The following is a 20746-nucleotide window of genomic DNA, read 5'->3' as shown; positions in this document are numbered from 1 at the left end:
TATGAATGTTGAAATGTTTTTACATACGCTCAGGAACTTCAATTCCTAATAACTGAAATGCATTTTTTATGGTGTTTCCAACTGATTTTGATAATTGTACTCTAAACACTTTTTTATCGTGATTTTCTTCTCCTAAAATCGAAACTTGTTGATAGAACGAGTTGAATTCTTTCACCAAATCATACGTATAATTCGCAATCAAAGCCGGACTATGATTTTCCGCCGCATTTTGAATTACTTCAGGGAATAACTGCACTTGTTTGATTAATTCTTTCTCTTTTTCATGCAATTCTAATCCCGAAATTGAAATTGAAGTATCAAAATCTGCTTTTCTTAAAATCGATTGAATACGAGCGTAAGTATATTGAATGAATGGACCAGTATTTCCAGCAAAATCAACTGACTCTTCTGGATTGAACATCATTTGTTTTTTCGGATCAACCTTCAGCATATAATATTTCAACGCACCTAAACCAATTGTTTTGAATAAAACCGCTTTTTCATCATCAGAATAACCATCTAACTTTCCTAAATCTTCCGAAATAGTTTGAGCTGTCGTTGTCATTTCTGCCATTAAATCATCGGCATCAACAACCGTTCCTTCACGAGATTTCATTTTTCCAGAAGGTAATTCTACCATTCCGTATGACAAGTGATATAAGCTATCTGCCCAATCAAATCCTAATTTTTTCAAGATTAAGAATAATACTTTGAAATGGTAATCTTGTTCGTTTCCTACTGTGTACACCATTCCACCAACATCTGGAAAATCTTTCACACGTTGGATTGCGGTTCCAATATCTTGCGTCATGTAAACAGCAGTTCCGTCAGAACGAAGTACGATTTTTCTATCTAAACCATCCGCTGTTAAATCAATCCAAACTGAACCATCTGGATCTTTCTCGAAAATGCCTTTCTCCAAACCAAATTGCACTACTTCTTTTCCAAGTAAATAGGTGTTCGATTCATAATAATAGCTATCAAAATCAACGCCAAGATTTTTATACGTTTGAGCAAATCCATCATACACCCATTGGTTCATGGTTTTCCAAAGTTCGATAACTTCTGGTTTTCCATTTTCCCAATCTAAAAGCATTTGTTGTGCTTCTAAAATAGATGGCGCTAGTTTTTTTGCTTCGTCTTCGGTTTTACCTTGAGCGATTAATTCTGAAATTTCTTTTTTGTATTGCTTGTCGAATTCCACATAGAAATTCCCAACCAATTTATCCCCTTTCAATCCTGTCGAAGCAGGCGTTTGTCCGTTTCCGAATTTCTGCCAAGCCAACATCGATTTACAGATATGAATTCCTCTATCGTTGATGATTTGGGTTTTGTATACTTTTTTTCCAGAAGCTTTTAAGATTTCAGCAACCGAATAACCTAATAAATTGTTTCTGATGTGACCTAAATGCAAAGGTTTGTTGGTGTTTGGCGAAGAATATTCAACCATTACCGCTTTTTCTCCTTCTTTTGGAGCTACAAAACCAAAGGTTTCGTTGTTTTTAATCGTATTAAAAAATTCCACATAAAAAGCATCCGAAATCACGATATTTAAAAATCCGCCTACCACATTGAACTTAGAAACTTCATTTACATTTGTTACTAAGTAATTTCCTATCTGATTTCCGATTTCAACTGGGTTGCCTTTTAATGCTTTTACCAAAGGAAAAACTACCATAGTAATATCACCTTCGAACTCTTTCCTAGTAGCCTGAAATTCAACTTTTTCAATAGAAATATTGAACAATTCAAGAACCGCTTTTTGGATGTGTGTTGTTAATGTGTGATGTAATGTCATTTTACCTTATTTTTTTGAACGTGCAAAGGTAAGAATTTTGACAATAGAATGATGAAATAAAATTTTAGAAATCACTATCAAATGTTAAAAAAAATATAATTAGCAAAAATACTGTAACATTTAACAATTGTTGAAGTCTATTAACAACAATCATCAATCATTTTAATTAAAAACAAACAAATGAAACTTAAATTAATTATTACCTGTTTCTTGTGTTCCATTGCTTTTGGATTTGCACAAAACTCGGGAAGCATTAAAGGAAAGGTAGTTGACAAAAAAACAAATGAGTCTTTACCTTACGTAAACATTATTCTTAAAGATAATGACAAGATTGTTACAGGAGGTGTAACCACAGAAGACGGAAATTTCGCCATCAACAAATTAGGATTACAAAAATATACTGTTGAAATTCAATTTATTGGCTACACAACAGTCGTAAAAAACATTGATTTGACTTCTGATGCTAATCAAAACTTAGGAACAATTGCTATTTCTGAAGATGTATCAGAATTAAAAGATGTTGAAGTTGTGGCAGAACGTTCAAACATGGTGCAAAAAATTGATAGAAAAGTAATTAATGTTGGAAAAGATTTAATAGCCTCAGGAACTACTGCTTCTGAAATTATGAATAACATTCCAACAGTAAGTATCGACCCTCAAACGAAAGAAATTAGTATGAGAGGAAACACTAATGTACGTGTTCTTATCGACGGAAAGCCTTCGAATGTTTCAGTTGAGCAATTGTTACAACAAATTCCATCGGCTTCGATTAAACAAATTGAGTTGATTACGAATCCTTCTGCAAAATACAACCCAGAAGGGATGAGCGGAATCATCAATATTATTTTGCATAAAAATTCGCAAGATGGTTTTAATGGTTCATTAAACACAGGTGTTACTTTTGGAATTACTCCAAAAACCAACTCAGCTTTGAACATGAATTACCGTGTAGGAAAAGTAAATTTTTACACCAATTATGGTTTTAATCACGGAATTAATGCTAACAATGGTTATGTAGAAAGCGAAAGAACAAATGAAGAAAATCGCCAAGATTTTAATTTCCGAAATAAAAATAATTCACATCTATTAAAACTAGGAATGGATTATTATATCAACGATAAAAACACAATTTCTGCTTATACTAACCAAAGTTTTACTTATGGTTCTGGTACAGGTTTAACAACTGTAGTTTATGACGATCCTATTAACAATAGAAATACAACACAGTTTTTTGGAAGCGATGGCGACAATAAAAACCAAACCTATGATTTAGTTTACAAACATGATTTCGACAAAAAAGACGAAAATTTAGAACTTCAATTTAATTATTCGCACACAGTTAATGATGAAAATACGAAGTATGATGAAACGATTTCAAATCCAAATTTTAATTTTGATAGAACCAATTTAGTAAAAGGAACTACCGATTATTTTCAGTTTAATGCTGATTATGTGAATCCGATAACTGAAACCACAAAATTAGAATTAGGAGTTGAAACCAGAATTCAGAATTCAGGTAACCGTTTTTATGATGACAATCCAAGTTTTACAAGCGCTAATAATTCTTTTGAATTTGGAAGAAATATTTATTCGGCTTATGCTAATTTAGGGAAACAAATTGGAAAATGGAGTGGTCAACTTGGTGTTCGTTTAGAATATTTTGATTTAGATGCTAATTTTGCTATCAACGAAACAAATCCTAACTTTAATGATGCTCAAAATATTTCAGATGATTTATTTACGGCTTATCCATCAGCTTTTTTAACGTATACGGCAAACGATAAAAACTCATTCAATTTCAATTATTCAAGAAGAGTTGACCGACCAAGCATTGGACAAATTAGTCCAATAAGAGAATGGACAACACCATTGATGGAATCGAGAGGAAATCCAGCTTTAGTTCCACAATTCACTAATTCGTTTGAAATAAATTATACTAGAACTACAAAAATTGGTTCGATTACAAGTGGTGTATTTTACAGAAGTATTTCTGATGAAATTTCGAGAGTGGTTTTCAACGATCCAAACAATACAAACCGTAATATTTTGTCTTATGCCAATTTTGCAAATAATGATGCTTTCGGAATTGAAACTTCTGGAAATTTAAAATTCGCAAAATGGTGGGCTGTTAATGCTAGTTCAGATGTGTATTTTAAAACTGCAAAAGGAACCGTACAAAATGCAAACACTAACGCAATTGAAAATAAAGAAGTTGATGTTGTAACTTTTAATGTTAGAATGAATAATACATTTACTGTTACTAAAGATTTACGTTTTCAATTATTTGGAATGTACAGAGGTAAAGATAGAGGATTACAATATGACAGGCTAGAAATGTACAAAATGGATTTTGGAGCAACTTACAACATCTTAAAAGGAAAAGGAACCATCACAGCTCGTTATAATGACGTTTTTGAAAATATGCGTTTTGCTTTTGATGGTAATATTCCGTTTAGACAGCAAGGAGCTTTTTACTGGGAAAGTCAAACTTTTTACGTAGGATTCAACTACATTTTTGGTGGTGGGAAAAACCGTGCTTTAGCTAGAAAACAAAGAGATGCTAATGAAGTACAAAGCGGTGGAGGAATGTTCTAAAGCTTCAATATTCGTTGTTCAAAATTCAACATTCGTTATTTAATATAATATTGAATATTCAACTTGGAATTTTCAATAAAGAAGTAAAAAAGCGCTCTGAGATTTCAGAGCGCTTTTTTTATAATAATCTTTTCTCTTGCTTCTTGCCTCTTTTATCTTACTACCATCTAATAATCACACTTCCCCAAGTAAATCCAGAACCAAAAGCCGCTAAAACGACTAAATCACCTGATTTGATTTTACCTTGTTCCCAAGCTTCAGTTAAAGCAATTGGAATAGAAGCTGCTGTTGTATTTCCGTATTTTTGAATATTATTGAATACTTGGTCATCTGTTAAACGGAATTTCTGTTGAATGAACTGTGAAATTCTCAAATTCGCTTGATGCGGCACCAACATATTAATATCTGAAACTTGCAAATTATTCGCTTGTAAGCCTTCGTTGATTACTTCGCTAAAACGAACTACTGCATTTTTAAATACAAATTGTCCGTTCATGTAAGGATAATAGCTTTCGTCATTTGGATCGTTATCAGCAATGATATCGGTTACCCAACGTTTCCCCATTCCTGGAGCAATTAACGATAATTCTTCAGCATGTTGTCCTTCTGAATGCAAATGGGTAGATAAAATTCCTTTAGTCAAATCTTCTTCTCTTGAAAGTACCGCCGCTCCTGCTCCATCTCCAAAAATCACAGAAACTCCTCTTCCGCGAGTGGTCATGTCTAAACCAGTTGAGTGAAGTTCTGAACCAATAACCAAAACGTTTTTGTACATTCCTGTTTTGATATATTGATCAGCAATTGAAATCGCATATACAAATCCAGAACATTGGTTACGAACATCTAAAGCACCAACCGTTCTTAAACCTAAATCACGTTGTACTAAAACACCGGGACCTGGAAAATAATAATCAGGACTCAATGTCGCGAAAATGACAAAATCGATATCTTCTTTGGCTACTCCTGAACGCTCAATAGCAATTTCAGCTGCTTTCACCCCCATTGAAGTGGTTGTATCTTCTCCTCTTATAATATGACGACGCTCTTGGATTCCTGTTCTTTCTTGAATCCATTCGTCGTTTGTTTCCATTATTTTTGACAAATCATCATTAGTTACCACATTATCAGGAACGTAATAACCTAAACCCGTAATTTTTGAATGATACATATTTTTCTTTCTAAATTAAGCTACAAAAATACGAAATTATTAATTTGGAATCTTTTTTTTGTTGTTTTGGCAAATCTAAAAACAAAAAGTGTCTACTTTTTAGGTAGACACTTTATAAATCTATTTATTAAAATTACGCTGTTTGATCATCAACCGAAGCATCTGGAGCATTTTTTGCTACAGAAGCAATTCCGTTATCTCTTGAAGCAGTACTTTCATACATTTCGCTTGTTCCAATAATTTGACCGTTAGTAGCTTTCAAATTAAAATAGAATTTACCATTTTTTGATTCTAACTTATCAAAACGAGCTTCGTCTTGTGAATTTTTCTTCACAGATTCAACGCCATTTAAACAAGCTGCTTTAGTTGTATATCCTTCACTAGCTAAGATTTCTTGACCATTACCAGCTTTTAAGCTAAATTGAAATTCTCCGTTTTTTCTTGTTGAAATTACAAATTTTCCCATAATTTAAAATGTTTTTATTGTTTTAACGAATCATAAAGATAAGAAAAATTAACAAATAATTGTAAAAAAATTGTAACTAAAAAAATAATTTTAGAGCAAATTATAAAACCAAAAACAATGAAACTAAAACTCCTTTCTTTGTTTGTTTTTGTGGGAACATTCTCCACAATAGCACAAGAAAATGTAACGTATCAAAAGCCATCAGCAGAAATTTTAGCTTTGGCTGATTATGAAAGAGCACCATCTGTAAGTATGGATACTAAGAAAGAATACATGCTTTTAAGTTATCGAAATACGTACAAAACATTAGACGATTTAAATCAGACAGAAATGAAATTAGGCGGATTACGTATCAATCCAGTTACTAACATTTCGAGTACTGTAACGTATATCAACAATCTTAAGATTAGAAAAATCAAGGACAAAAACGAAATTCAAGTTAGCGGACTACCTGCAAATGCTCGAATTACAAACATTTCTTGGTCACCAAACGAAAAGAAAATTGCTTTTACTAACACCACGAATCAAGGCGTGGAACTTTGGTTTATTGATGTAGCAACGGCTACCGCTAAAAAGCTAACTTCTGATAATTTGAACGCGAATTTAGGAAGTCCGTTCAATTGGATGAAGGACAACGAAACTTTATTGGTGAAAATGTTACCAAAAAACCGTCCAGCTTTAATAGACAGTAATAAAGACATACCAAAAGGACCAACAGTTTCAACTAGTGACGGTTCTAAATCTCAAAATAGAACGTATCAAGATTTATTGAAAAACAAAACAGATGAAGCTAATTTTGATGCATTAGTAACTTCGGAATTATACAAAGTTAGTCTTTCTGGAAATGCAACTTTATTTAAAACTGCTGACATTTATGCAGGAGAAAGTTTCTCTCCAGACGGAAATTATTTAATGTTGACTACCATACAAAAACCCTATTCATACATTGTACCATTAAGCCGTTTTCCACAAAAAACTACGGTTTACGATGATAATGGAAAAGAAGTAAAAGTGGTAAACGAAGTACCTCTAACTGAAATTATGCCGAAAGGTTTTTCATCGGTAAGAAAAGGAAAAAGAAGCATGGGATGGAGAGCTGACAAACCAGCAACTTTATATTTTGTTGAAGCTTTAGATGGTGGAGACCAAGCAGTGAAAGTAGATTTCAGAGATGAAATTTTCTTATGGGAAGCACCATTTACATCAAATCCTACAAGTTTAATCAAAAAACGATAACATTGCGATTGTAGCAGATTCTTGGTATGATACCAGAAATACAAAAGCGTATTTATTCAATCCATCCAATTTAGCTATTTCTCCAAAAATCATTGAAGACAGAAATTCACAAGACATCTACTCTGATCCAGGAAATTTCGAGATGAAAAAGAACGAATTTGGACGTTATGTAATTGCGATAGAAAACAACAAAGGGTATTTAATTGGTGACGGACATACAAAAGAAGGACAATTTCCTTTTATTGACGAGTATGATTTCAATACGTTGAAAAAAACGAGATTGTACACATCGAACATGAAAGACAAAAAAGAAGATTTAATGTCGATTGAAGATTTCAAAAAGGGAGATGTTTTAGTAATGATCCAATCTAAAAACGAATATCCTAATTACTACTTTAGAAACATCAAATCAAAAAACAAATTAACTCCGATTACGACTTTCAAAAACCCATTTGAAAGTATTAAAAACGTTCATAAAGAAGTAATCAAATACAAAAGAAAAGATGGTGTTGAACTTTCTGGTACTTTGTATTTACCTGTTGGTTATGATAAAACTAAAAAAGAGAAATTACCTTTGTTAATTTGGGCTTACCCAGCAGAATACAAAGACAAAAATTCGGCAGGACAAAACGATAAAAATCCGAATGAATTTACATTCCCTAACTATGGTTCGTTTGTATATTGGGTAACCAAAGGTTATGCGGTTTTAGACGATGCGGCTTTCCCAATTATTGGAGAAGGAACAACAGAACCTAACGATACATTTATCCCTCAATTAGTTGCTAATGCTGAAGCTGCTATTGATGCAGTTGACAAATTAGGTTATATCAATCGTAAAAAAGTAGCTATTGGAGGACATTCTTATGGTGCTTTTATGACGGCTAATTTATTAACACATTCTAATTTATTTGCATGTGGAATTGCAAGAAGTGGTGCTTACAACAGAACATTAACACCTTTCGGATTCCAAAGCGAGCAACGTAATTACTGGGATGTTCCTGGAGTTTACAACGGAATGTCGCCATTTATGAATGCGGAAAAAATGAAAACTCCGTTATTATTAGTTCATGGTGAAGCTGATAACAATCCTGGAACTTTCACATTACAATCGGAGCGTTATTTTCAAGCGTTAAAAGGTTTAGGAGGTCCAGCAAGATTAGTGATTTTACCAAAAGAAAGTCACGGTTATGTGGCTAAAGAAAATATCTTACATTTATTGTGGGAACAAGATCAATTCTTAGAAAAATATTTAAAGAATTAGATAAAAATAGAATAAAGAAGATAGACCTTTGAATTGAGAGATTTGAAGGTCTATTTTTTTTTTACATCCCCCTAGCCCCCTTCAAAGGGGGAACTTTTTCTACGAATAACTATTCAGTTCTTTAATTTTCGCAGATAACTCGTTTAAGACATGATGACTATATTGGAGTACTTCATCATTTGAAAACCTTAAAAAAACAACTCCTTGTTGTTCTAATTCTCCTTGTCGTTTTGCGTCCTCCAAAAAAGCATTATCATGAATTGTTCCATCTAATTCAATTGCCAAACCAATTTCATGACAATAAAAATCCACAATATAATTTAGCATTGGAACTTGTCTATGAAATTCTACACCTAAAGATTTACCTTTCACCATTTTCCAAAATACAATTTCTGCTGGTGTGCTATTTTTCCTTAATTCTCTAGCCAACTCTTTTAATTTCGGATTGTATGGGATAATTTTATTTCTCTTAATTTCTTTCATGTCTTATTTGAAATTCCCCCTTTGAAGGGGGTTAGGGGGATGTTACACTTTTTTCAAACAAACCACTTCCCCATTCTCCAAAATTATATCATTTTCGAAAAACAGATTTTGATTACCAAATTTCGCTTCTATCAAGTAATGACTTCCTCTGAAATAAGAATTGACAACTTCCACTTTTATATCGGAATTAATCGAAATTTTTAATTGATGTGGATAAACAAATTTTATTTCTCCGTTGATTTCAATTTCGTTTACATCTCCAAATAATGAAGCTACATATTTGTCTCTTGGATTATCATAAATAAATTTTGGAATACCGCTTTCAATAATTTTTCCGTCTTTAATAATCGCTACCTCATCAGCAAAAGCTAAAACATCAGTACTATCATGAGTAGCAACAATACAAGTAATTTGTTGTTCTTTTAAATAACCAAACAACTTTCTTCTCAAACTATTCTTTCTAAAATTATCTATGTGACTAAAAGGCTCATCCAACAATAAAACTTCTGGTTCAAGAGCCAAAACTCGAGCTAAAGCCACGCGTTGCATTTGTCCACCACTCAAAAATTTAGCTTTCACATTGGCATATTCGGTCATTTCAACAATTTCTAGTAATTCCGAAATACGTGCTTGTTTATCTTCTGGATAAAAATTAGAAAGGTATTTTCCCACATTCTCGGCCACCGTAATAAAAGGCATCAAATCAAAATCTTGCGCTAAATACTTCATGAAAGGCATTCCTGGAATCAAATGATATTTTGGCCCCAACACTTCCATATCATTCCAAAAAATCTGACCTTCATCTAAGTCATACAAACCGTAAATTAATTTTAATAACGTACTTTTCCCACAACCGCTTTCACCAATTAAAGCCAAATTTTTCCCTTTTGATAGCGAAAAACTAATTTGCTTTAACACCAAACTTTCTTGATAAGAAAAACGAATATCTTTAATCTGCAGCATCTTTTTTTTACAAAGTAAATTATAAAAAACAACTCTTTAATTTTTTTAAAAAAATATTTTTTAAAACCTACATTTAATTCTATATTGCGTCACCCAAATTAACCTTAAAATACCAATGAAAAAAACTTACTTTATCATAGCAGCTTTGCTATGCGTTCTATTTATTCCAAAAAATTCTTATTCACAAGTTGGAATTGAAGTCAATTACGGTCTTAATGGCGTTTTTGAACCAAGTATAAACGATTTATCGCATTTTGGCGGTGCCATTACCTATGATTTTGATGAAACATACGGAATGAAAATTGATTTTGCTTCGGATAAATTTAGAACAAAAAATCCTTTATTTACTGAAGAAACCGGAATTAATGTTACTCGAATCTCACTTCAAGGAACAATGAATGTTTCAACCGCATTTACAAGAGCTAGAAGTTATGATTTCTTCAATTTATTAGCTCATGCTGGTGCTGGATATTCTTTAGTAAAATCGAGTTATAACGCTGGAAACGACAATTTAATTAATGTTGTTATGGGATTAACTCCTAGATTTAAAATTACAGATGGACTTTATTTTGCAGTGGACACATCTGTTATTTTTAACATTTCTCAACATTATAATTTTGATGGAAGCTTTGCCTATTCAGACAATGTAAACTCATTCACTGGAATTACTTATAATGTTACAGGTGGAATAATTTATAAATTCAACGAATACTATTAAAATTAGAACTTAACCAACTTTTAATTTTACATCCCAGTTCTTTTAGAATTGGGATTTTTTTATGTCAATTTGTCACCAATTTAAGTTTGGTATTTCTTTTGAAATAAGTAAAAGCATCAAATTGTTTAACTAAAAATTTTAAAATATGGCATCAGGAAAAATTAATGTTTCAGTAGAAAACATCTTTCCCTTAATTAAAAAGTTTTTGTACAGCGACCACGAAATTTTTCTTCGTGAATTAGTATCGAATGCAACAGACGCTACTTTAAAATTAAAACATTTAACCAGCATTGGCGAAGCAAAAGTAGAATATGGCAATCCAATTATCGAAGTAAAAATCGACAAAGAAGCTAAAAAATTACACATCATCGACCAAGGTTTAGGAATGACGGCTGATGAAGTGGAAAAATACATCAATCAAATTGCGTTCTCAGGAGCTGAAGAATTCTTAGAAAAATATAAAGATTCTGCCAAAGATTCAGGTGTAATTGGTCACTTTGGATTAGGATTTTACTCAGCATTCATGGTAGCTGAAAAAGTAGAAATCATCACCAAATCATACAAAGATGAGCCAGCAGCACATTGGACCTGCGATGGAAGTCCAGAATTTACTTTAGTTCCTCATGACAAAACTGAAAGAGGTTCTGAAATTATCATACACATTGCTGAAGATTCATTAGAATTTTTAGAAGAATTCAAAATTCGTGAGTTGTTGACGAAATACAACAAATTCATGCCGATTCCGATTAAATTTGGAACGAAAAAAGAAGCACTTCCAAAACCAGAAGATGCTCCAGAAGATTACAAAACAGAATATGTTGACGTAGATAACATCATCAATAATCCAAATCCGGCTTGGACAAAACAACCAAGTGATTTGTCGGATGAAGATTATAAAAATTTCTATCGCGAATTGTATCCAATGCAATTTGAAGAACCGTTATTCAACATTCACTTAAATGTAGATTATCCGTTCAACTTGACAGGAATTTTATATTTCCCAAAAATGGGCGCTGATTTACAATTGCAAAAAGATAAAATTCAATTGTACCAAAATCAGGTCTATGTAACGGATAACGTAGAAGGAATTGTTCCTGAATTTTTAGGAATGTTAAAAGGTGTGATTGATTCGCCAGATATTCCGTTAAACGTATCACGTTCGTATTTACAAGCCGATGGAAATGTGAAGAAAATTTCGAATTACATCACTCGTAAAGTAGCGGATAAATTAAAATCGTTATTCAACGAAAACCGTGAAGATTTCGAACAAAAATGGAACGATATTAAAATTGTATTGGAATACGGAATGCTTTCGGAACCAAAATTCTATGAAAAAGCTGGTGATTTCGTTTTATATCCAACAACAGAAGACAAATATTATACGTTAGCGGAATTAAAAGAAGCCATTGCACCAAATCAAACCGACAAAAACGGAAAGTTAGTTGTGCTTTATGCTTCAAATAAAGATGCACAACATAGTTATATTGACATTGCTAAAGAAAAAGGCTATCAAGTTTTACTTTTAGATTCGCCAATTGTATCGCATTTAATTCAAAAATTAGAAGCGGATAATGAAAATTTAACTTTTGCTAGAGTTGATGCGGATCATATCGATAAATTAATTCAGAAAGAAGAAGAAACGATTTCTAAATTATCGGATGACGAAAAAGAAAAATTAAAAACGTCAATTGAAACTGTAGTTCCAAAAGAAAACTACACGGTTCAATTGGAAAATTTAGATAGCAATGCATCACCATTCATTATTACCCAACCAGAATTCATGCGTAGAATGAAAGAAATGAGCGCAACTGGCGGTGGTGGCATGTTTGGTATGGGCAACTTCCCAGATATGTATAATTTAGTGGTAAATACAAATTCAGAATTAGCTACTACTATTTTAAATAGTCCAGAAAACGCTCAAAAAGACTTGGTAAAACAAGCTTTAGATTTAGCAAAACTTTCACAAGGATTGCTTAAAGGTGAAGAGTTGACTGCTTTTGTAAAGAGAAGTTTTGAGACGTTGAAATAGCTTTCAGATTTTCAGAAAGTATACTAAAGTTAATTTTATGTCGTTAAAAAGGTATTAAACTCACCAATTATGAAGAAAAAAATTTTAAACATTTTAACTGTTGCTTTAGCAATAGCAACTTTAGGATTTATTGCCGATGGCGATGTTAAAGAACCAAATGTATTAATGCGATTTTTAGAATTTTTTATGATGACAGGAATTGTTTTTACCTTAATTTCTATAATTTATTTTGGTTATGCTTTTACTATGAAGAAAACACTGAAAGCCTAAAAGTAAATTTAAATCTATAACTAATCCTGACAGGTTTTTGAAACCTGTCAGGATTTTTTGTTAACTTTGATTACCAAACTAAGAACTATGAAAAATCTAACATTCGAAATCGAAATAAACGCACCAGCTGATAAAGTTTGGAACGCCATGTGGGAAGAAGAAAACTACAAAAAATGGACATCCGCTTTTTGCGAAGGTTCGTATGCAAAATCTTCATGGAAACAAGGTGAACGTATTCATTTTTTAGATCCAAAAGGAAATGGTATGTATAGCGAAATATCGACTTTAGTTCCGAATGAGAAAATGTTTTTTACTCATATTGGAAACATCAAAAACTTTGAAGAACAACCTTTAGACGAAGACACAAAAGCTTGGACTGGTGCTCAAGAAAATTATGAAATAATTAAAGTTGAAAATCTTTCAAAAGTTGTAGTAACTCTTGATATAGTTGATGAACATGCTAATTATTTTTTAGACTGTTTTCCAAAAGGATTAGCTACAATTAAAGAAATCGCTGAGAAATAATGAAAGTACTTTTACAACTCATTTTTGTTTTGGTTTTAGGAGTTTATGGGTTTTCTCAAGAAAATTCAAAACCAATACCAGCATGTGAATTTTTAACAAAATATCAAAACGTTCGTGATTTTACGATTTCAAAGAATCAGGATGAAATTTATTTTTCAATTCAAAGTCCAATAGAAGACCGTGCGGTTATTGCCGTAACTAAGAAAAAGAAAAACAAATGGCAAGAACCTGAAATGACTTCTTTTTCAGGAAAATTCAGAAACATTGAACCTTTTCTTTCACCTGATGGTTTACGTTTGTACTTCGCTTCAAATCGACCAATTGACGAAACAACTACTAAGGCAAAAGATTACGATATTTGGTTTGTAGAACGAAAAGATCTTAAAAGCGACTGGTCGAAACCAATAAACATTGGCGCTCCAGTAAATTCTACCAATGATGAATTTTATCCTTGCGTCACAACAAATGGAAATTTATATTTTACTTCTGATGCTATAAAAACTCTTGGAAAAGATGATATTTTAGTATCCAAATGGGATGGAAAACAATATACTGAACCCGAAAATTTAGGTACAAATATCAATTCAACTGGCTATGAATTTAACGCATTTGTGAGTCCGAATGAGGAATTCATTATTTATACTTGCTACGGAAAACCTGGTGGTTTAGGTAGTGGCGATTTATACATCAGTTACAAGAATAACAAAGGAAATTGGAACGAACCGAAGAACTTAGGAGAGAAAATCAATTCAAAACAAATGGATTATTGTCCGTTTTACGATGCGAATACACAAACACTGTATTTCACTAGTAAAAGAACATCTGCAATTGAAAAAACATTCACAAATTTACGTGAATTTGAAACCGAAATTTCTAACTATGAAAACGGATTAAGCAGAATTTACAAATATCAAATAAAGTTATAATCATGATACTCTCAATAGAAACTCCCGCTTTATTATTTTCAGCAACGTCGTTAATTCTTTTGGCCTATACGAATCGATTTTTAACGATTGCGCAAATCATTCGCAACCTAAAGAAAAACTACGACGACAATCACAATAAAAGCATTTTATTGGAAATTAAAAACTTAAACTTACGATTAACATTAATTCGTTACATGCAATTGTTTGGCGTAATGTGTTTGTTTTTATCGGTTTTTGCGATGTTATTACTATATGTCAATCAAGGAAATTTTGGCATTTACTTATTTGGAGCTAGTTTACTTTGTTTGTTGATTTCTTTGGGAATCTCATTTTGGGAAATTAGCATTTCAGTAAATGCGTTGAGAGTTCATTTGAAGGATTTATCCGAAGATGCTGAATAATCTATATTAAACCTTTTTTAACATTACTAGTCTAACTAGTAAACTCAAAACAAAGAATATGAAAAATTTAAAACTTTACAGCTTAGGACTTTTAATTATAAGCTTTATCTCTTGTAGTAAAGAAGATTTAGTAGTTGACAGAGAATTAGTTAATGCCTCTGCAGATATAGAATTCACTAATGAAACCGATTTTAATTCTGGAATAGAAGCTGCGAGTGACAATTCCTCATTTTCAAATCGAAATTCTGACATCAATAACACGTTAGCTTCTTGCGCTACTGTTACTGTTGACAATGCTACTCCTGGTGTATTTCCAAAAACTTTTACTATTGATTTTGGAACAGGTTGTATTTCTAACGGAATAACAAGATCTGGAAGTATAACAGTAACTATTACTGATTACATAATGAACTCAGGAAGCATTACAACAATTGTTAGAGGAAACAATTATTACATTAATGGAAGAAAAGTAGAAGGCACTATTGTTTATGAAAATACAACTACTAACGCTGCTACTCCTCAATGGAACAGAACTATAACTAATGGAAAAATAACTAACAATGCTGGTGTTGTTTATAATCATTCAGGAACAAGAACAGTAAAACAAATTGCGGGTGTAAACACTTTAGCTTTGCTTGATAATATTTATGAAGTTACAACAGGAAATCATACGGTTTCAAAAAATAATGGCGCAACATTAACCGTTACCGTTGTACAACCCTTGATAAAAAAATATGCATGTGCTCATGTTTCTCAAGGACAGTTAGATTTACAAGGAAGTGTTTTAGATGGAATTTTAGATTATGGTGACAATACCTGTGATTATTTTGCTACTTATACCCATTCTAACGGTGTTGTTTATGACATTACACTCTTATAAAATATTCATAAAAATCTCGTTTAAAGCAATTTTAAACGAGATTTTTTATTCTACAATCCACAACAAAACTGGTTTTTCAGATTTTTGCAAACGAGTGTCTAACTTTTCCATAAATTCATTAGAAACGGCTGGACAACCCCAACTTAACGGACTATATCGTGGATACACTTCTTTGTTTTTAACTGCGCTCCACGAGTGCAAAACTACTACCCTTTTCTCTGCGTTTTTATTAGAAGCTTCTAATCCGTGTAACCAATATTTCACGTTTATTCCCCAAGAACTATAATCGCGATTTCCGATTTTATATTTTCCTTTCATAGAGCAATGACTATCTACTCTATTATCGAATTTTACTTTTTCCCACTTATCTGGATTTTCTTCAAATTGATCACAACTTCCGTGCGTAGCCAAATTTTTATCTATTACTCTTTTTGTCCCAAAATCATAAATAAAAAAACGATTCTTCCCAGAATGCACACTCAAGTCAACTAAAAAATAATAATCTTCATTATATTGATTCTCCTTACAAAATTCCTTAGCTTCTTTATGAAAAGAGTTATAATCTTTTACCGCTAAAGTTTCAACTTCCGAATTATTACAACACAAAAAACAAACTGCAATTAATAGTAAAAAATGCTTCATAGAAATGGGATTAAAATAATATAACTCCACTTTTGAATTTTTATTTAAAACGATGATGTTAAATTCTTACTAAAGTTCCGAATTCTAAATTCTGAATTCTAAATTCAAATTCCCTATCTTTGCGCCCCTTAAAAATTTAGGATATGTCAAACAACAATATAATTAAAGGTGTTTTTTTAGTAGCTCTTGGAGCAACAAGCTACGGAATGCTAGCTACATTTGTAAAACTGGCTTATAAAGAAGAATTTACTACTGCCGAAGTAACTTCGTCACAATTTATTTTAGGAATTATTGGAATTTTAATTATCAATTTATTCCAAAGAACTAAAAACAAAAACACAGCCGTAAAAGCTTCTTCAAAAAATATTTTTCAGTTAATGTTAGCAGGAACATCTTTAGGAATGACGAGTGTTTTCTACTATTTAGCAGTTAAATATATTCCAGTTTCTATTGGAATTGTTTTATTAATGCAAACGGTTTGGATGGGCGTTTTATTAGAATGGTTTTTAGATAAAAAAGCACCTTCATTTCAAAAAATAATTTCAGTAATCATTGTATTGATTGGAACCGCTTTAGCAATAAATATCTTTAAAGATCCAACAATTGATTGGGCAAACGGATTATTTTGGGGATTATTGGCAGCGGCTTCGTTTACTACTACGATGTTTACAGCAAACAAAGTAGCATTAGGAATTTCATCTGCACAAAGAAGTTTGTATATGTTATTAGGTGGTGCGGTTATCGTATTTGGTTTTAGTTTATATACTCAAGTTACTCCATTTAACTTTGAAATTTTTACTAAATGGGGAATTGTTTTAGCCTTATTTGGAACAATAATTCCACCTATGTTATTAAATGCTGGATTTCCTCATACGGGAATTGGATTAGGTAGTATTGTATCTTCGCTTGAGTTACCAGTTTCGGTTATGATGGCATATTTCTTATTAAACGAACAAGTTTTATTAATTCAATGGATTGGAATTCTGTTAATAATTACTGCAATTGTTATTATGAACATTCAGTTCAAGAAAAAGAAATAATACGAAATAGACTGTTAATAACTTTATTTTCAAGCATCTAAAACAAAATACTTTTTCATTAAATTTAGTTAGATAACCATTACAAGAAATTGTAACTAAAACTATTTAACTATGAGAAAATTATTAGCTGAATTTTTCGGAACCTTTTGGTTGGTATTTGGTGGCTGTGGCGCAGCGGTTTTTGCAGCTGGAGTTCCCGATATCGGAATTGGATTAGTAGGTGTTTCCCTAGCATTTGGACTAACCGTTTTAACAATGGCTTATGCTGTTGGACATATTTCAGGCGGTCATTTTAATCCTGCAGTAACATTAGGATTATGGGCTAGCGGTCGTTTTTCCTCAAAAGAAATTGTGCCTTACATTGTTTCACAAGTAATAGGAGCAACAGTAGCTGCTGGTGCTTTATACTTTATTTTAAACGGTGGTGATGCTTTCTCTTCAGAAGGTGCTGGTGCTTTTGCTACTAATTTCTACGAATCAGAAGTCTATAATGGAAGAGGTTATAGTATGATGGCTGCTTTCTTAACCGAATTTATTCTAACAATGTTTTTCTTAATTATCATATTAGGAGCAACCGATAAATTAGCCAACGGAAAATTTGCTGGAATTGCAATTGGTTTAGCTTTAACATTAATTCACTTAATTAGTATTCCAATTACAAACACATCTGTAAATCCTGCTCGTTCTACTTCACAAGCGTTGTTTGTTCAAGGAGAAGCTTTGAGTCAATTGTGGTTGTTTTGGGTAGCGCCAATTGCTGGAGCTATTGTTGCTGGATATATCTACAAAAATTTATTACAAGACAACAAATAACTTTCCCCATAAAATAGTAAATTAGCGATGTTAATCATCGCTTTTTTTATGCTCGATTTATTCCCAAAAGAAAAGATTATTCTACCACTACCTGATGCGGTTTTCGAATTTTATCCTAATTTCTTCAACAAAGAAGAAGCAGATTTGTTATTTGATAAACTCATGAATGAAACACCTTGGCAACAAGATGACATCACCATTTTTGGAAAAAAAATAGCACAACCACGATTAACCTGTTTGTTTGGAAACGAAGGAAAACCATATTCCTATTCAGGTTTAACCATGCAACCTCATCCTTGGAATCCAACTATGATGTTTATAAAAGAGAAAGTGGACAAAATTTCCAAACAAAATTTTACAACCGTTTTAGCCAATTTATACCGAAACGAAAAAGACAGCAACGGCTGGCATGCCGATAATGAAAAAGAATTAGGCAGAAATGCCATCATTGCATCGGTAAGTTTTGGAGAAGAACGAAAATTTCAATTGAAACATAATACAATTTCGGAAGCAAAAATAAACTTGAATTTAAACCATGGAAGTTTATTATTGATGAAAGAAGGCAGTCAAATTCATTACAAACATCAAATTCCAAAAGCGACACAGCTTAAAAATGCAAGAATAAATTTAACGTTTCGAACAATTTTATAAATATTCTCTAAAAACACCTTGTAACTTTTGTATAATTTTAAAAATTTCAGAAAAAACAATCGGCACATTTTTTGAATTTATTTTTTTACTAATATTGAATTATAAACCAATAAAAAAGTAAGAATTAGTATTCATCTGATGAGAAAGAAGAAAATTTCAGAATTCGACAACGAAACATTAGATAGAGTTGTTGCTATGGCTCAGGAGGAAAAAAAACCTTTTGAAGTTTTAAAAGAGGAGTTTGGAGTGACTGAAAATGAAGTCACCGAATTAATGCGAAAAAGATTATCCAAAGACAATTTTGAACTTTGGAAAAAGAAAGTAACGGCAAGCAAGCCTAAACCAAAACCAATAAAGTACAACGAATTAGAAGATGAAGACTTAGATAGCAAATACTACTTCAAAAATAAATTCGACTAAAAATTTAACTCTTGTTCAGCAAGAGTTTTTTTATTTTATACAGAATTTTGTTTCATGCAAAACAAAACTTTCAAAGAAATACAAATCGATCGTATTATTGAAATGGCTTGGGAAGACAGAACTCCTTTTGAAGCTATTAAGTTTCAGTTTGGAATATCCGAACAAGAAACCATTGAAATCATGCGAAGTGAAATGAAACCCTCAAGTTTTAGAATGTGGCGCGAACGCGTGCAAGGTAGATCAACAAAGCATGCAAAACTTCGAATAAACGGCATTGACCGATTCAAATGCAAACTTCAAAGGCAAATTACCAGAAATAAGATTTCCAAACGTTAATTGTAACAAAAACTTCATTTAATCGACTTATTATCTTATTCAATAATAGATTAAGATGAAAAAAATAATGCTTTCCCTTTCTTTAGTGGGATTTTTATGGAGTTGTAGCCCAACGCAAACAGCTACAAAACAAAATGATGTAGCTGTTACTATTGATTTAATCAATGTAAAAGATGACAAAGTAATGGTAACCGTTACTCCTCCTACTTTTACAACTGAAACTACCACTTTTCACTTTCCTAAAACAGTTCCTGGAACTTATTCTGAAGATGATTACGGTCGTTTTATTGAAAATGTAAAAGCTTTTGACGCTAAGGGAAATACACTTAAAGTTGCTAAAATTGACGAAAACTCATATACTATTTCAAACGCTACGAAACTAGCAAAAATCACTTATTTAGTTAACGATACTTTTGATACCGAAGGTGGTGCGGGTTTTGGAGAAAGCGAAGATGTATTCTCACCAGCAGGAACTAACATCAATGCAGGCGTTAACTTTATGTTGAACACACACGGATTCATTGGATACTTCAAAGGAAAAGAAGAAACACCATACAAGTTAACGGTTACACATCCTGAAACTTTAATGGGAATTTCGGCTATGACAGATGCAGATGCTAGCGTAACTTCAGATGTGTTTTTAATGCCTAAATATGCAAGTTTGGTAGAAATGCCAATCATGTACTCAAAACCTGACTATACTTCATTTATGGTAGATGATATGGAAATTATCATCAGTGTGTATTCTCCAACAGGAAAATATACTGCAGAACAAATTACGCCAAACATGGAAAACATGATGAAAGCGCAAAAACGTTTCTTAGGACCTATCAACTCTACAAAAAAATATGCTATCTTATTGTACTTGTCAGACATGAAAGCAAAAGATGCTAAAGGATTTGGTGCATTAGAACATCCAACATCAACAACTGTTGTTATGCCTGAAATGATGGGATTAGAAATGTTACAAGAACAATTAAAAGATGTAGTTTCTCACGAATTCTTCCATATTGTAACTCCATTAACGATTCATTCAAACGAAATCCAATATTTCGACTTCAACAATCCTCAAATGTCAGAACATTTATGGATGTATGAAGGAGTAACTGAATATTTTGCAAACTT

General features: G+C 32.1%; 19 protein-coding genes and 2 pseudogenes. 15 read left to right on the top strand and 6 right to left on the bottom strand.

The features are described from left to right. Positions 1-19: 19 nt before the first annotated feature. Positions 20-1798: an arginine--tRNA ligase gene (gene argS, locus L6Q46_RS07385; RefSeq protein WP_291283765.1), complete on the bottom strand. Its 1779-nt coding sequence runs from the start codon at positions 1796-1798 to the stop codon at positions 20-22. A 180-nt stretch (positions 1799-1978) separates the two neighbouring features. Between argS and L6Q46_RS07380 the strand changes: the two genes are divergently transcribed. Then, a complete protein-coding gene (locus L6Q46_RS07380; RefSeq protein WP_291283764.1) occupies positions 1979-4393 on the top strand; it encodes a TonB-dependent receptor in 2415 nt (804 codons plus the stop codon). 160 nt (positions 4394-4553) lie between these two features. On the opposite strand, the gene L6Q46_RS07375 is transcribed toward L6Q46_RS07380, so the two are convergent. Together L6Q46_RS07375 and L6Q46_RS07370 are read right to left on the bottom strand one after the other, a co-directional pair. After that, on the bottom strand, positions 4554-5561 hold the full coding sequence (locus tag L6Q46_RS07375; protein ID WP_291283763.1) for a beta-ketoacyl-ACP synthase III: 1008 nt from the start codon (positions 5559-5561) through the stop codon (positions 4554-4556). Positions 5562-5694: 133 nt separating this feature from the next. Then, on the bottom strand, positions 5695-6027 hold the full coding sequence (locus tag L6Q46_RS07370; RefSeq protein WP_026724533.1) for a YegP family protein: 333 nt from the start codon (positions 6025-6027) through the stop codon (positions 5695-5697). 117 nt (positions 6028-6144) lie between these two features. On the opposite strand from L6Q46_RS07370, the pseudogene L6Q46_RS07365 reads away from it, so the two are divergent. Then, positions 6145-8524: pseudogene (locus tag L6Q46_RS07365) on the top strand (prolyl oligopeptidase family serine peptidase). Positions 8525-8623: 99 nt separating this feature from the next. Here L6Q46_RS07365 and L6Q46_RS07360 read toward each other — a convergent pair. Together L6Q46_RS07360 and L6Q46_RS07355 are read right to left on the bottom strand one after the other, a co-directional pair. After that, on the bottom strand, positions 8624-9007 hold the full coding sequence (locus L6Q46_RS07360; RefSeq protein WP_291283762.1) for a DUF559 domain-containing protein: 384 nt from the start codon (positions 9005-9007) through the stop codon (positions 8624-8626). A 42-nt stretch (positions 9008-9049) separates the two neighbouring features. Continuing rightward, a complete protein-coding gene (locus tag L6Q46_RS07355) occupies positions 9050-9970 on the bottom strand; it encodes an ABC transporter ATP-binding protein (protein WP_291283761.1) in 921 nt (306 codons plus the stop codon). A gap of 115 nt (positions 9971-10085) precedes the next feature. On the opposite strand from L6Q46_RS07355, the gene L6Q46_RS07350 reads away from it, so the two are divergent. From L6Q46_RS07350 to L6Q46_RS07320, 7 genes are all read left to right on the top strand, one after another. Next, entirely contained in the window at positions 10086-10688 is a 603-nt protein-coding gene (locus L6Q46_RS07350) for a hypothetical protein (RefSeq protein WP_291283760.1), read from the top strand. 145 nt (positions 10689-10833) lie between these two features. Beyond that, positions 10834-12717: a molecular chaperone HtpG gene (htpG, locus tag L6Q46_RS07345; RefSeq protein WP_291283759.1), complete on the top strand. Its 1884-nt coding sequence runs from the start codon at positions 10834-10836 to the stop codon at positions 12715-12717. 69 nt (positions 12718-12786) lie between these two features. Continuing rightward, entirely contained in the window at positions 12787-12987 is a 201-nt protein-coding gene (locus tag L6Q46_RS07340; protein ID WP_291283758.1) for a hypothetical protein, read from the top strand. Between the two features lie 87 nt (positions 12988-13074). Continuing rightward, positions 13075-13512 (top strand): SRPBCC domain-containing protein, encoded by a 438-nt coding sequence (locus L6Q46_RS07335; protein WP_291283757.1) that lies wholly within the window; start codon positions 13075-13077, stop codon positions 13510-13512. Next, complete coding sequence (locus L6Q46_RS07330) at positions 13512-14438, top strand: hypothetical protein (protein ID WP_291283756.1); 927 nt, start codon at positions 13512-13514, stop codon at positions 14436-14438. Before L6Q46_RS07335 ends, L6Q46_RS07330 begins: the two co-directional genes overlap by 1 nt. 2 nt (positions 14439-14440) lie before the next feature. Next, positions 14441-14839, top strand: a complete 399-nt coding sequence (locus tag L6Q46_RS07325; protein ID WP_291283755.1) for a DUF2721 domain-containing protein — start codon at positions 14441-14443, stop codon at positions 14837-14839. A 58-nt stretch (positions 14840-14897) separates the two neighbouring features. Next, positions 14898-15719, top strand: a complete 822-nt coding sequence (locus L6Q46_RS07320) for a hypothetical protein (RefSeq protein ID WP_291283754.1) — start codon at positions 14898-14900, stop codon at positions 15717-15719. A 45-nt stretch (positions 15720-15764) separates the two neighbouring features. On the opposite strand, the gene L6Q46_RS07315 is transcribed toward L6Q46_RS07320, so the two are convergent. Next, complete coding sequence (locus tag L6Q46_RS07315) at positions 15765-16361, bottom strand: murein L,D-transpeptidase catalytic domain-containing protein (RefSeq protein WP_291283753.1); 597 nt, start codon at positions 16359-16361, stop codon at positions 15765-15767. A gap of 143 nt (positions 16362-16504) precedes the next feature. On the opposite strand from L6Q46_RS07315, the gene L6Q46_RS07310 reads away from it, so the two are divergent. The 6 genes and pseudogenes from L6Q46_RS07310 to L6Q46_RS07285 all read left to right on the top strand — a co-directional run. Further along, positions 16505-17401 (top strand): DMT family transporter, encoded by an 897-nt coding sequence (locus tag L6Q46_RS07310; protein ID WP_291283752.1) that lies wholly within the window; start codon positions 16505-16507, stop codon positions 17399-17401. A gap of 111 nt (positions 17402-17512) precedes the next feature. Continuing rightward, a complete protein-coding gene (gene aqpZ, locus L6Q46_RS07305; protein WP_291283751.1) occupies positions 17513-18214 on the top strand; it encodes an aquaporin Z in 702 nt (233 codons plus the stop codon). Between the two features lie 48 nt (positions 18215-18262). Further along, positions 18263-18865 (top strand): alpha-ketoglutarate-dependent dioxygenase AlkB, encoded by a 603-nt coding sequence (locus L6Q46_RS07300; RefSeq protein ID WP_291283750.1) that lies wholly within the window; start codon positions 18263-18265, stop codon positions 18863-18865. A gap of 138 nt (positions 18866-19003) precedes the next feature. Continuing rightward, complete coding sequence (locus tag L6Q46_RS07295) at positions 19004-19285, top strand: TIGR03643 family protein (protein ID WP_111566856.1); 282 nt, start codon at positions 19004-19006, stop codon at positions 19283-19285. Between the two features lie 54 nt (positions 19286-19339). Further along, positions 19340-19621, top strand: coding sequence for a TIGR03643 family protein (locus L6Q46_RS07290; RefSeq protein WP_291283749.1), 282 nt, complete (start codon positions 19340-19342; stop codon positions 19619-19621). Between the two features lie 55 nt (positions 19622-19676). Then, a pseudogene (locus L6Q46_RS07285) lies at positions 19677-20746 on the top strand (peptidase M61); the annotation flags it as partial.

The organism is Flavobacterium sp., assembly GCF_023151265.1.
GTDB lineage: Bacteria > Bacteroidota > Bacteroidia > Flavobacteriales > Flavobacteriaceae > Flavobacterium.
Note: the sequence above shows the minus strand (reverse complement) of the source record. Positions and strands in the feature narration are given on the sequence as shown.

Coding starts and splice junctions, on each gene's coding strand:
- argS (WP_291283765.1), bottom strand. CDS start 1,798: ATGACATTACATCACACATTAACAACACACATCCAAAAAGCGGTTCTT.
- L6Q46_RS07380 (WP_291283764.1), top strand. CDS start 1,979: ATGAAACTTAAATTAATTATTACCTGTTTCTTGTGTTCCATTGCTTTT.
- L6Q46_RS07375 (WP_291283763.1), bottom strand. CDS start 5,561: ATGTATCATTCAAAAATTACGGGTTTAGGTTATTACGTTCCTGATAAT.
- L6Q46_RS07370 (WP_026724533.1), bottom strand. CDS start 6,027: ATGGGAAAATTTGTAATTTCAACAAGAAAAAACGGAGAATTTCAATTT.
- L6Q46_RS07360 (WP_291283762.1), bottom strand. CDS start 9,007: ATGAAAGAAATTAAGAGAAATAAAATTATCCCATACAATCCGAAATTA.
- L6Q46_RS07355 (WP_291283761.1), bottom strand. CDS start 9,970: ATGCTGCAGATTAAAGATATTCGTTTTTCTTATCAAGAAAGTTTGGTG.
- L6Q46_RS07350 (WP_291283760.1), top strand. CDS start 10,086: ATGAAAAAAACTTACTTTATCATAGCAGCTTTGCTATGCGTTCTATTT.
- htpG (WP_291283759.1), top strand. CDS start 10,834: ATGGCATCAGGAAAAATTAATGTTTCAGTAGAAAACATCTTTCCCTTA.
- L6Q46_RS07340 (WP_291283758.1), top strand. CDS start 12,787: ATGAAGAAAAAAATTTTAAACATTTTAACTGTTGCTTTAGCAATAGCA.
- L6Q46_RS07335 (WP_291283757.1), top strand. CDS start 13,075: ATGAAAAATCTAACATTCGAAATCGAAATAAACGCACCAGCTGATAAA.
- L6Q46_RS07330 (WP_291283756.1), top strand. CDS start 13,512: ATGAAAGTACTTTTACAACTCATTTTTGTTTTGGTTTTAGGAGTTTAT.
- L6Q46_RS07325 (WP_291283755.1), top strand. CDS start 14,441: ATGATACTCTCAATAGAAACTCCCGCTTTATTATTTTCAGCAACGTCG.
- L6Q46_RS07320 (WP_291283754.1), top strand. CDS start 14,898: ATGAAAAATTTAAAACTTTACAGCTTAGGACTTTTAATTATAAGCTTT.
- L6Q46_RS07315 (WP_291283753.1), bottom strand. CDS start 16,361: ATGAAGCATTTTTTACTATTAATTGCAGTTTGTTTTTTGTGTTGTAAT.
- L6Q46_RS07310 (WP_291283752.1), top strand. CDS start 16,505: ATGTCAAACAACAATATAATTAAAGGTGTTTTTTTAGTAGCTCTTGGA.
- aqpZ (WP_291283751.1), top strand. CDS start 17,513: ATGAGAAAATTATTAGCTGAATTTTTCGGAACCTTTTGGTTGGTATTT.
- L6Q46_RS07300 (WP_291283750.1), top strand. CDS start 18,263: ATGCTCGATTTATTCCCAAAAGAAAAGATTATTCTACCACTACCTGAT.
- L6Q46_RS07295 (WP_111566856.1), top strand. CDS start 19,004: ATGAGAAAGAAGAAAATTTCAGAATTCGACAACGAAACATTAGATAGA.
- L6Q46_RS07290 (WP_291283749.1), top strand. CDS start 19,340: ATGCAAAACAAAACTTTCAAAGAAATACAAATCGATCGTATTATTGAA.